Below are 12,975 nucleotides of genomic sequence, written 5' to 3'. Positions count from 1 at the left end.
GATTCCATACATCACGTTAGTGTTTTTACTCATAGCTATCTTGTTAAAGAAAGTTTGTCCTATAAATAGTAATCTGAATAGTCGATTCGAACATTCTACAAGTTTACTCAAAACGTCCACAGGTTAACGGGGAGATTTCCGTCTTTTTGCGACTAGAGTGAACTTATAGTCACTGGATTTAAAGTAGTTGCGACTATATTCGAATACAGTGTCATCGTGTAGGTAGCTGCGAGTGCGCTTCTCAATGATCGGGTCGGCAGGACTGATGCCTAGCAACTCAGCAACATCGTTAGCCGGGAGGATGGGCACGATTTCCTGCTCACTTCTATCTATCACCAGTTTTTTCTGCTTCTCGATATAATCGTATTTCGAGCCTTGCATCACTTGATAGGTTAGATCCGGGAACATGTCGACTGGCATCCATGTCTCTTCAACGGTGATTGGGTTGTCATCGACAAAACGAACGCGTTTTACGTAAAAAATTCGAGCGCCTTCGTTGATGTCTAAGTGCTCTGCTAGTGTTAACGAGGCAGATTGAATTTCAAAGGCAATTACATCGCTATGAGTTATCCCACCTAAATGAGCCCATTTTTCCGCAAAGCTACTTTGTTGGTAGATATCGTAGTTAACCTTATTCTCTTTAACGTAGGTGCCACTACCCTGAATGCTCTCTAGCTCTTCATTTTCGATCAGAAGTTTAAGCGCCTGACGAACGGTTACTCGGCTGGCAGAAAACTCTTCGCACAGTTGAGCTTCTGTTGGCAGCGCCTCACCTACCTTGTAAATCTTACTGCTGATTTTTTCTCGAATGGCGTCAGCTATTTTGCGATACAGGGGCAGTCTTGCCATGTAAACCTCGAAAACAATACAAAAGAGATAGGTGACAACGACTTGTGATCACCTCTAGAGGCTTAATGATACGAATTAAAGCACTGAATACAAGAAATGGTTGTTGAGTGAGTGAGCTGATAATACAAAAAAACTCCAAGCGGGGGAGGCTTGGAGTTTTGGAGCATACTAAGTGAGGGTGAGTTAAGCTTTCGTTTCAGCTAACTTCTTTTCTTTTTGGTTTCCTATTACTTTTAATCCGATGGTTAGTGCCATTGACACTGCAATACCGATGACGAAGTAAGTCAGCCAAGCAACAGGGTTACCGATGACAGGTAGCATGAACACTGCGCCGCCAGCTACGGTACCAATAGTAATCTTAGAAGAAAGAATTAATGCAGCCGCTACACCACCACCAATCATATGAGCAGGGATGATACGCATTGGATCTTTTACAGCGTAAGGGATAGCACCTTCAGTGATACCACAGAAACCTAAGATAGCGGTTGAAGGGCCTGCCAAGCGATCTTCTTCATCGAAGAAACGTTTGAATACGACAGACATAATGCCTAATGACATACCAGGGATACATTTCGCAGCAGTAAAGGCAGCGTAAAAGATTGATGCATCACCAGCGAAGTCACCACTTGTACCAACACCGATACAGAATAGGTAAGCCGCTTTGTTTACCGGGCCGCCCATATCGAAACAAGCCATAGCACCGAGGATGAAACCAAGAATCAGTAGGTTGTTTGTGCCCATTGAGGTTAGCCAGTCAACCAAACCACTGTTAAGCATCGCGAAGAACTTACCAGGGCCCGCATACATAAAGATTAGTGTTGCGATACCCGCTAGTAGAGGTGTGATGATAATCATCTTCACTGACTCTAGTACTTTCGGTACTTTGATCTGGCGGACAAGCATAACAAATAACGCTGCTGCTGCACCGGCTACTAAGCCACCTAGGAAGCCGCCGGTCATGATAGAGATCTTACCGAATCCACCACCAACAGCGACGAAACCACCGACGAAACCAGGAGCTAGACCAGGTTTACCGACCATACCGTAAGCTGTAAATGCTGCAAGCACACAGATTAACAGTGGGTTAAATGCTTTTAACGTGCCGTAGTATAGGAAATGAATAATGCCTTGAAACGAAGACTCAAACTGCGCTTTGGCTTCTGGCTGTGCAATAGCTGCATAAACTTCTTTCTTAATTGCACCGATTTCACTGTTTGCTAACCCTTCAGCGGCGTTAATTATGCCAAGGTCTGCGTATGTTTTGCCCGTGTATTCAACCAGTATCGCTTCATCATAAAGGTGGGTGTAATCGTAGCCGAAGAATAGATTTAGAAGACCTACACAAAGACCACCGATTATAACAAGAGGAATGATGTGAGATACGCCTGAAAGAGCGCCCTTGTACCAAAGTTTCAAGAAACTAACGATCATATTGTCGTTGCTCTCTTCCTTCTCGGCAAACTTGTTGGTCGTCGTGGCTGCTTTCGCATTTGAGCCACCCGCTTTGACCTTCTCTTCGAGTGCATCAAGCATTTCATCAGCGGCTTTGATACCATCTTTAACCTTACCTTGCACAGACGTTAGCCCCTCGAAGCGCTCAGCTTCAATTACGCCTACGTCAACAGCGTAGATAATGCCATCGGCCTGCGCGATATCTTGTGCGGTTAGTTTTCCATCTAGTCCATTCGCACCTTGCTTCTCGACCTTTATTTCCCAACCGCGCGCGGCTGCTTTCTTTTCTAAATTTTTAGCCGCCATGTAGGTGTGCGCTACACCGGCTGTACATGCTGTAATCGCTAAGATTTTCATCTGATGTTCCTTTGCGTCGTCTCTCGTCATTTGAGCGACAAATAGGTCACTCAATGATTATATTCTTACTTAATTTGTTTTAATCATCTGTGATAATTCTCACAAGTTGTATTATTTGTATTTAATTTGTTTTTATTGTTCTCAGTATCAAAGTAATACAAAAAATGCACTATGACTATATGCCATTGAAATATAATACTAAATAGCTACGAGGCGACATTAAGTAATAAAACCCTTATTTAAATAGAATAGCTTGTATTCGCCCTTTGGCGCTTAGAGGTGAGGGTAAATTTATAGTTGTTGGTCGTGAAATAGTTTCGGCTATATTCGAAGATGGTGTCATTTTCTAGGTATCCGCGAGTACGCTTTTCTATAACAGGTTCTGTAGGATTGACTCCAAGCAATGTCGCCACGTCACTTGGTGGAAGGACAGGCATGATTTCTTGCTCACTTCTATCTATCACCATCTTCTTTTGCTTTTCGATGTAGTCATATTTCGACCCTTGCATCACTTGGTAACTGAGGTCTGGGAACATAGTCGTTGGCATCCAAGTCTCTTCAACCGTAATGGCGGTCTCGTCCAGGAAACGTACTCTCTTGATGTAGAAAATGCGCTCGCCTTCATTGATATCCAAGTGTTCGGCCAGCGTTAATGAGGCGGCTTGTACCTCGAAAGATAAGACATCGCTGTGTGTTACTCCCTGCAAATGAGCCCATTTCTCAGCAAAGCTGCTCTGTTGGTAGATGTTGTAGTTTATTTTGCTCTCTTTTACATAGGTACCACTACCTTGAATACTTTCTAGCTCTTGTTGTTCGATTAGAAGTTTAAGCGCTTGGCGTATAGTTACGCGGCTGACAGAGAACTCTTCACGGAGTTGTGCTTCTGTCGGTAGTGCTTCACCAACCTTGTAAATACCGGTGCTAATCTTATCTCTAATGGCATCAGCGATTTGTCGGTACATGGGTAATCTTGTCGTCATATCCTAGCTAACCTCTTGCGTATTAACCTGTAGAACCACTCTAACAGGTCTTAGTGTGTGACCTTTGACTTGAATAATACGAATTCTACCCAGTTAAATAATGATAAAGAATACAAATATGGGCCTTTAACTCCAATTTAATACATATCGTGATATTTGTGAGATCTGTATCATGGTTTATTTGTATTTGATTGGTATTATTGTTGTCACATAAACAGATAACCCAAAAGAACGTGAACACGGGGCTAAAACTATGAACCTTACAACGCTTACCAACTCATCACTGATTAATCTACAAACGACGTTCGAAAGTCGTGACGCTGCAATTGAAGCACTCGCTGAACAACTCGACCAACAAGGCAAACTGCACGACAAAGAAGAGTATTTAAAAGCTGTGTTTGCCCGTGAAGAGCATGGTGCAACGGCGCTAGGCGAAGGCCTTGCTGTTCCACATGGCAAAACCGACGCAGTGAAAGAAGCAGCATTTGCAGTCGCAACCCTAAAACAAGATTTGAAATGGCAGGGCATTGATGAAGAAGAGGATGTAAATCTGATCTTTCTAATTGCTATTCCTAATGCTGAAGCGGGCTCTACACACATGCAACTGCTGACCGAGCTGACAAGTACTTTGATTGATGATGAAGTTCGTGAAGCGGTACTTAGCGCGACAACTGTAGAACAAATTTTTGCACTTCTTAGCGATGAGGAAGAACAAATTGAACAGGCAGCCGAAGAATCTGCACCAGTAGTTGAAGAGAAGAAAGGGTTGTTTGGTTCTATTGCTTCAAAGTTATTTGGATAACTCAGCGTTTACTCAAAAGCCATTACTCATTTAAGTCGCACAGCACAGTCTTTACAGGTACAAAACAATGACTAAATCACGCGTTCATATTACCCCACACATGCACTGGGATCGCGAATGGTACTTCACCACTGAAGAGTCTCGTATTCTTCTGGTGAACAACATGGAAGAGATCATGCAACGTCTGGAGAGCGATCCAGAATACAAATACTATGTACTTGATGGTCAGACCGCTGTCCTTGAAGACTACTTTGCCATCAAGCCAGAAAATAAAGAGCGTGTACGTGACCTAGTTCAGGCGGGCAAACTTATTGTTGGCCCTTGGTACTCTCAAACTGACACTATGCAGGTTGGTGGTGAGTCAATCGTTCGTAACATGTTGTACGGCCTACGCGATTGTCTAGAGTTAGGTGAGCCAATGAAAATTGGTTACTTGCCAGACTCGTTCTCAATGAGCTCACAGTTGCCGATGATCTATAACGGATTTGATATCGATACAGCGATGTTCTGGCGTGGTTGCTCTGAGCGTCACGGTACCAACAAAACTGAGTTCTTATGGCAATCTAATGATGGTTCAGAAGTAGCTGCACAAGTACTGCCTCTTGGATATGCGATTGGTAAGTACCTACCTCAAGATGAAGAAGGGCTGCGTGCTCGCCTAGACAAATACTTCCCGGTGTTAGAAAAACCGTCAGTGACCAAAGATATCCTGCTGCCGAATGGTCACGATCAGATGCCAATCCAAAAAGACATCTTTGAGGTGATGGACAAGCTACGTGAGGTTTACCCAGAACGTGAGTTTGTGATGAGCCGCTTTGAAGAGGTGTTCGACCGCATCAAGCAAGAACGCGATCAATTAGACACAGTAAAAGGCGAGTTTAACGACGGCAAATACATGCGTGTGCACCGTACAATTTCGTCAACTCGTATGGATATCAAGCTGATCCACGCTCAGGTAGAGAATAAGATCGTCAACATCCTAGAACCTCTTGCTTCTATCGCTTGGTCACTAGGTTTTGAATATCACCATGGCTTGATTGAGAAAATGTGGAAAGAGAGCATGAAGAACCATGCCCATGACTCTATTGGCTGCTGCTGTTCAGACAAGGTGCATGCGGAGATCCTTAACCGTTACATCCTAGCCGACGATATGGCGAGCAATCTGATCACCTTTTACAAGCGTAAAATTGTTGACCACATGCCAGCGCGTGAAGGCTGCGACAAGCTAGCTTTCTTTAACCTATCGCCATACGAACGTGAAGAGGTGATCAACACCACCATCACTATTCGTGCAGAGCAGTTCAACATCTTCGATGATAACGGCAACTCAGTTGAGTACTTCATCCAAGATCAGCGAGTGATCGACCCAGGCAAGATTGACCGCCAGATTGTCCACTACGGTAACTATGACCCGTTTATTGAGTACGATATTCAGATTAAACAATCTGTACCTGCGATGGGCTTTGCTACCTTGCATATTCAAGGCAATGAACAAGGTGCTCAGAAGATTGCCGAGCAGAAAGATTACCTGCTAGAGAATGAGTTCTACACCATCAAAGTGAACGACAATGGCACCCTAACCATCTTGGACAAAGAAACCGAGATGACATACGACCAAGTGCTAAAAATTGAAGATGGTTCAGACGATGGCGATGAGTACGACTATTCGCCATCTCGCAAAGAGTGGCTGCTTTACTCAGATGAGTTTAAAGTCGAAACCGATATTAAACATGAAGGATTCCAATCGGTTGCTAGCATCAAACTGCGAATGGATGTACCAGCTAATCTGCAAGAGCGTGAAGAGCGCACAGGACAAAACGGCTATGTAGATGTCGATTGTCAAGTGGTACTTAAAGCCGGTTCACGCCGCATTGAAGTCCGTATGGAGCTAGATAATCAAGCAGACGATCATCGAGTACGTGTGCTTATCCCAACGCCATTTGTCTCTGAAAATGTGGTGGCAGATAACCAGTTTGGCCTTATCACTCGACCAACTAACGACCCTGCAATGGAAGTATGGGAGCAAGAAAGCTGGAAAGAAGCGCCAGTGCCTGTGTACCAGCTGATGAACTTTGCTGCGGTTGAAAACCAGACAGGTGGACTGGCATTGATGACCAATGGTCTGCGTGAGTTTGAATTCGTATCAAGCCAAGGCAATGAAGAACGCGATACCTTTGCTCTAACTCTACTGCGTGGGGTAGGAGTTCTAGGTAAAGAAGAGTTGTTGCTGCGTCCAGGACGTCCTTCAGGTATCAAGATCCCGACCCCAGACTCGCAAACTCGCGGCAAGTTGGTGTGTGAATTCAGCTTACTTGGTTTTGCTGGCAACCATATCGCGGCCAACGTTATGGCTAAAGCACGAGACTATGTAACGCCAATCGAGTGTTACAACAAGATCCCGTACAACGCAATGAAGCTAAACGTCGGTGAGCAAGACAAGCCGTTAACCTACTCGCTTCTTGCCAAAGAGCAGAAAGGAGCTGTTCTTAGTGTACTGAAGAAAGCGGAAGATGAAGATGCCTTAATTCTACGTGTCTACAACCCGGCTGAATCTGGACAGATTGAAGATGGTGTTACCTTCACTCAACCAGTGACTTCATGGCAAGAGACCAGCTTGGATGAGCGAGTACGTGATACCGAAGTCGCTAGCCAGAGCTTTGGTGCACTTAATGCGTGTCAGGCTAAATCATTCCAAGTGAAGTTTTAATCCTAGTTTTTAACCGTAGAAACCTCCGCTCTGATTCCAACTGGGCGGAGTTGGTGAACCGAGATGAAGATTGTAATTGCCCCCGATTCATTTAAAGAGTCTCTTAGTGCCAAGCAGGTATGCCAAAGCGTTGAAGCCGGTTTTGCACAAGTATTCCCAGAAGCGGAGTATGTGCATCTACCGCTGGCCGACGGCGGTGAGGGAACGGTCGATGTATTGATGCAAGGGTTAGATGGCATTGTGCAAACTACCCAAGTGATGAACCCACAAGGTGAGACCGTCGATGCACATTGGGCACTGCTTGATGACGGTAATACGGCATTGATAGAGATAGCTTCAGCATCGGGATTAGACCTAGTTTCGCCACAAGATCGCGATCCTGCCCTTGCAACTACCTATGGTACTGGTGAGTTGATCAAAGAGGCACTTGAGAAAGGTGTAAATAAAGTCCTGCTTGGTCTTGGAGGCAGCGCCACCAATGATGGTGGGGCTGGTATCGTCCAAGCATTGGGTGGCAAGTTGTTGGACGAGCAAGGCAATGAGATTGCCTTGGGTGGTACTGCTCTTTCTAACCTTTCTCGTATCGACTTAAGCAATATCCATCCTCGATGCCAACAGGTCGAGTTTGTGATCGCTTGTGATGTCAACAATCCATTAGTTGGTGAAAACGGCGCTAGCTATATCTTTGGTGCTCAAAAAGGGGCTTCCTCGGAACTGATTGATCAGCTTGATGACGCGTTGAATCATTTTGGAGAGGTCAGCAGCAATCTCACTGGAACAGATAACCGAACTACACTTGGCTTTGGCGCTGCTGGTGGCGCATCTCTTGGTTTATCACTGCTATTTGATATCCAAATCAAGCAAGGTATTGAGATGGTTTTAGACACCTTAAACGCAGACCAAGTGCTGCAGGGCACGGATCTGGTTATTACTGGCGAAGGCCAGATGGATAACCAAACCCTGCAAGGCAAGACCCCGTTTGGTATTGCTAAACGAGCCACGCTACAAGGTATTCCCGTGATTGGAATTGCAGGCTCATTGGGTAAAGAGATTGATGAACTCTACAACGTTGTCGATAGCACCTTTGGCACGGTTCGTTCACCACAACCACTAGAACAAGTTCTGACAGAGGCGGGCGATAATCTGACTCGCACTGCACGCAATATTGCCGCTACTTTGAAAGTCGGCGCACAGATTTTTGGAGAGAAGTAGTATGTCTCTATTTAAGCTTGATAACGTCATCCAAAACTATGCATGGGGTAGTAAAGACTCCATTCACAACCTATTTGGTATCAATAATCCAGAGCACAAGCCACAGGCAGAGATCTGGATGGGTGCTCACCCAAATGGCTGCTCTAGGCTCGATGGTACCGGAGAGCCTCTTGCTGAGGTAATTGAGCACAACAAGCAAGATATTCTTGGTGGCTACACCGCTGCACGTTTTGGGGAGTTGCCTTTCTTATTCAAAGTGCTTGCCGCAGAGATGCCACTCTCTATTCAGGTACACCCTAGTAAACATAAAGCGCAGCAAGGGTTTGAGCGAGAAAACCAACGAGGGATTCCGCTAGATGCCGCGCACAGAAACTATAAAGATTCCAACCATAAGCCTGAATTGGTTTACGCTTTAACCTTTTATAAAGCGATGAATGGATTTCGCCCAATTGCAGACATTATTACTTTGTTTAAAGAGGCCGACATTCCAAGTCTGGCGAAAGAAATTTCCGAGCTAGAAAAGCACGCAGATAGTGCAGCGCTAAAAGAGTTCTTTGCTGCGATTATGTCACTTGAAGGTGAACGTAAAAAGGTGGCACTGGCTGAACTTGGTGAGGCGCACAGACGTCCGGCTAAAACCATGATAGGGCGCGAGGCTCTGCAGTACAGTGCTGAGTTTAAGCGGCATTATCCTGGAGATATCGGCCTATTTTCTCCACTAATGCTTAATACTGTTGAATTAGCACCTGGCGAAGCAATGTTTTTGTACGCCGAAACCCCACATGCATATGTGCAGGGGACTGGTCTGGAGATAATGGCAAGTTCAGACAATGTTTTGCGCGCAGGGCTCACACCAAAACACATTGATGTAACTGAGTTAATAGATAACACCTCATTCGAACCGATTGAACCAGCGGAGATTCGGCTAAAACCAATATATAAAGAGAGTAATAAAGTGAGCTACCCGATCCCAGTTGATGACTTCTGCTTTGAAGTAATGACAGTCGAGATTACCAGCCAAGCACAGTTTGTTCGTAGCGCAGAAATACTGTTTTGTATTGAAGGTGAAGTTGCAATTTCAAGTCAAAATAATCACGTTGTGTTGAGAGCTGGTGAATCAGTATTCGTTAGCAGTAACTCAGTGAAATACGATTATCAAGGGCATGGGAGGATAGCCCGAGCATTCAATTAATTTTCATATGCTTGGAACCTTGATGTGGCCAAAGTAGACACTACTAATTAAACGGCTCCTGCAAACAATACTGAGTAATTGGCTGCCCGACGTGCTTTTTGTCTATTTTAAGACAAATCTCATTTAACTTACTTAAACTAATCCATTGCTCACTAAATTAGCAAATCGCGTAGCACACTTTTGTCCAGAAACTTCTCACGCACCATTTCGTAACTCAGAAATGCCCAGAACCTTCTTAAGGCTCAGAGATTCTGTGCGGAAAGGGATTAAAGTGAGTAACCGTGTATCGGGGGTCTTAGCCTGCATGGCTATTGCAGCACCGTTGGAAATACCTAACTGATGCCGTTGAAGAAGCTATTATACTTATGTTGAAATAGACTGAATTACTAGCTGGCGGTTGTAAGCAGGTTAAGTATGTTAGGATAAAGTATAGTTGCCTTAGCCTAAAAATTTATGCAGTAACTTATGAATTTGACACTTGGTTAAAAGTATTACCGCTCTCTTTGCGAGTTTTTTTATGGATATATATCAGCATCTTAAATAAATAAGTCGGATTCCTCACTCACCGCCAAATTTAAGACCGCAGCAGTTCGCTGCGGTTTTTTTATGTCTAATTTTATCCTGCGACCTGTTATCACCAAGGAAGAGCAACAACAGGTGTGATGACCAGTCGAAGTTGATGCTCTATCCCAAACGCGTCAGGGCTTTCAATGTAGTTCCAGTATTGAAGACCAAACTTGATGGGTTTGCCACCAATGAGAGTCGTCTTAGCGAACCCAATACCAATAGGGAATGACAATTTATTTCCACTGCTCGCTTCGTGATTATAGCTCCAAGTCGGTTGCGCTTGAATTTGCCATCCATCGTCTAGATTCGCGGTATAGAAGTACTGTCCACCAGTAATACTCGCGTCGGCGTCATTGCTTCCGCCAGCGTTCCATTGATGGGTAATTAACGCCCCGATAACCCCCCAGCTTTGTACGTAGGCTAAGGCAAACTCTGGACCGAGTAAGAATTGAGCGTTACCCAGTTCATCGCTTGTTGCGGTGGGCAGTGTACCCACTATCCCCCCCACGACAATCATGCCGCTCTCAAAGGTATGACCAACGGCCACATCAAAGCCGATATCACCGAGACCTGCATCTGAATTTTCAAATCTATCGCCCTTGTAATAGGGTTGGTCAAATATTAAAGGTATATTTGGTCTGATAAATAAGTTGGTTCGCTCTGCAATTGGCACAGGGAGAACAGGTTGAAAGCTCAAGCGATACCCGTTCTGACTGTTCGCTGAATTTAAGTCGCCTTGATAGTTCGTCCAATCCAAGTTAAAGGACATCGAGCCAAGCGTTGTGTTTGGGTTGGCTAGCTCTTTAGCTACCTCCTCTACATCTTGCCCCTCGTCGGCTAACACTACGATGGGAAGAGTGACAGCAAAGAAGAATATCGCGCTTAAACTTCGTAATTTAAGGTTTGGCATTTTTTTTCCCTGACGAAAACGTTGGTACATAAACGTTTAGCTATGAAGGATTATTTTGTCAAAGTTGCCTTTATAGAGAAGGGCAGCTCTGGAGCGGCAAAGTCAATAGCTGTGGGTGAGATGAGCGTAAAAGTGATTGTTTTTGAGTCACTTTCTCTTGTCACGTTAGATTTGTCTTATCAATGAGCAAAGATGAGGATCAGGTAGATAGCGTGAAATTATTGGTCTAAGATTTTTGACACGTAACACTTATAGTTCATCTCACACACACGGGATAAAATTATGAAACCACTAGAATCATTCATTAAAAAGGCTACGATCGTCGGCTTTGGCCTTATGTCACCACTTGTTATCGCCGCTAATTATGATGTTGTAATTTTGAACGGCAGAGTTATCGACCCTGAAACAAATTTCGATTCTGTTGCTAATGTCGGGATCAAAGATAATAAGATCACAGCAATAACGACCGATAGTATTTCTGGGGATAAAACTATTGACGCTACAGGTAAAGTTGTTGCCCCTGGATTCATCGACGTCCACGCTCATGGTCAAAACATTGGTGACTACAGAATGCAGGCGATGCAAGGCGTTACCACTATGCTGGAACTCGAATCTGGTGTTCTACCTATCAGTGACTGGTATGCAGGACAAGCTGAAAAAGGCTTACCATTAAACTATGGTGCAGCAGCTGGTTGGACTTACGCTCGTATTGCTACATTTAGTGAGACGGAACCCGAAGCGACCGTTGGCTATTTCCAAAAAGCTCAATCACGTAATGATTGGAAGATGGATATAGCAACACCTGAGCAAGAAAGTAAAATCATCAAGCTGATTGAGCAAGGCCTTGATGAAGGTGGCCTAGGTATCGGGATTAACGCTGGCTATGCACCGGGCCATGGTCAAAAAGAATATTATGCATTGGCTGAATTAGCCGCAGAAAGAGACGTAGCAACCTATACTCACGTTCGCTATGCCAGCAATGCCGAGCCACAAAGCTCGTTTGAAGCCGTTAAAGAATTAGTGGGCAATGCCGCTATCACTGGCGCTCATATGCACTTTTGTCATATTAACAGTACTTCATTAAAAGATATCGAAACCATCTTACCTATGGTCAATAAGGCTCAAGAACAAGGAATCAATGTTACTGTGGGCGCTTACCCTTGGGGCGCAGCAAGTACTGTCGTTGGCGCAGCCATGTTTTCTGGTGAAGGCTGGCGGGAACGTATGGGTTCAACCGCTGAAAACTTTCAGCTAGGTAAAGAACGTATGACAGAAGAACAGTTGAAAGACTACCAAGAAAATAAACCTGGTACCTTTATTGTCTGGCACTTCCTAGACGAGCAAAACCCTAAAGATCTTGCTCTATTAGACGCTTCGATTCTAAATCCTAATGTGTTGATTGAATCTGACGAAATGTTCTGGATGCATATGGACGAAGACGGCCACATTGAAAATTATGCAGGTGACGAGTGGCCATTACCAAAAGATCTATTCTCTCATCCTAGATCAAATGGCACCTTTGCTAAAGTACTCAGAGTCTATGTTCGTGAGCGCGGCTTGTTAACGATGACGGAAGCACTACGTAAAATGACACTGATGCCAGCTCAATTAATAGAAGATTTTGTCCCTCAAATGAAAAATAAAGGACGAATCCAAACTAATATGGACGCAGATATCGTGGTATTCGACCCAGAAACTATCGCTGATGTGGGCACCTACCAAGATCCTAACCACCCAGCCGTAGGCGTACATTGGTTATTGGTTAACGGCAAAATCGTTGTCAACAACACACAACTAGATACAGACGTTAAAGCAGGCGAAGCCATTCGACGTTAATTCACCTAATCAATGATAAATCAGACTATAGAAAGCGATACTCAGGTATCGCTTTTTTATCTCACCTCTTCGATAATTTCTTAAAGTGTCACATATAATACTTTTAAATGA

Annotated in this window: 8 protein-coding genes and 1 pseudogene; 5 read left to right on the top strand and 4 right to left on the bottom strand. The window is 44.4% G+C overall.

Features of this window, described 5'->3' with window-relative positions; all coding sequences use genetic code 11:
* Positions 1-123 precede the first annotated feature (123 nt).
* The 3 genes from AB4133_RS14920 to AB4133_RS14910 form a co-directional block, all read right to left on the bottom strand.
* Positions 124-849 (bottom strand): GntR family transcriptional regulator, encoded by a 726-nt coding sequence (locus tag AB4133_RS14920; RefSeq protein ID WP_102321452.1) that lies wholly within the window; start codon positions 847-849, stop codon positions 124-126.
* Positions 850-1,032: 183 nt separating this feature from the next.
* A complete protein-coding gene (locus tag AB4133_RS14915) occupies positions 1,033-2,658 on the bottom strand; it encodes a PTS fructose transporter subunit IIC (RefSeq protein WP_198594332.1) in 1,626 nt (541 codons plus the stop codon).
* Between the two features lie 239 nt (positions 2,659-2,897).
* Positions 2,898-3,638: a GntR family transcriptional regulator gene (locus AB4133_RS14910; RefSeq protein ID WP_241910602.1), complete on the bottom strand. Its 741-nt coding sequence runs from the start codon at positions 3,636-3,638 to the stop codon at positions 2,898-2,900.
* 253 nt (positions 3,639-3,891) lie between these two features.
* On the opposite strand from AB4133_RS14910, the pseudogene AB4133_RS14905 reads away from it, so the two are divergent.
* From AB4133_RS14905 to manA, 4 genes and pseudogenes are all read left to right on the top strand, one after another.
* Positions 3,892-4,389 (top strand): annotated as a pseudogene (locus AB4133_RS14905) (fructose PTS transporter subunit IIA); the annotation flags it as partial.
* A gap of 118 nt (positions 4,390-4,507) precedes the next feature.
* Complete coding sequence (mngB, locus tag AB4133_RS14900; protein WP_136974899.1) at positions 4,508-7,147, top strand: mannosylglycerate hydrolase; 2,640 nt, start codon at positions 4,508-4,510, stop codon at positions 7,145-7,147.
* Positions 7,148-7,210: 63 nt separating this feature from the next.
* A complete protein-coding gene (locus tag AB4133_RS14895; RefSeq protein WP_372121910.1) occupies positions 7,211-8,359 on the top strand; it encodes a glycerate kinase in 1,149 nt (382 codons plus the stop codon).
* Position 8,360: 1 nt separating this feature from the next.
* Positions 8,361-9,551, top strand: a complete 1,191-nt coding sequence (manA, locus tag AB4133_RS14890) for a mannose-6-phosphate isomerase, class I (RefSeq protein ID WP_102321457.1) — start codon at positions 8,361-8,363, stop codon at positions 9,549-9,551.
* A 634-nt stretch (positions 9,552-10,185) separates the two neighbouring features.
* Here the strand turns inward: manA and AB4133_RS14885 are convergent.
* Positions 10,186-11,028: a hypothetical protein gene (locus AB4133_RS14885; RefSeq protein WP_372224896.1), complete on the bottom strand. Its 843-nt coding sequence runs from the start codon at positions 11,026-11,028 to the stop codon at positions 10,186-10,188.
* A gap of 282 nt (positions 11,029-11,310) precedes the next feature.
* On the opposite strand from AB4133_RS14885, the gene AB4133_RS14880 reads away from it, so the two are divergent.
* Positions 11,311-12,864: an amidohydrolase family protein gene (locus AB4133_RS14880; RefSeq protein WP_017062426.1), complete on the top strand. Its 1,554-nt coding sequence runs from the start codon at positions 11,311-11,313 to the stop codon at positions 12,862-12,864.
* The last annotated feature ends 111 nt before the right edge of the window (positions 12,865-12,975 follow it).

Source organism: Vibrio sp. 10N.286.52.F8 (assembly GCF_041468745.1).
Lineage (GTDB): Bacteria > Pseudomonadota > Gammaproteobacteria > Enterobacterales > Vibrionaceae > Vibrio > Vibrio crassostreae_C.
This window is presented reverse-complemented; position numbering and strand designations above follow the sequence as displayed.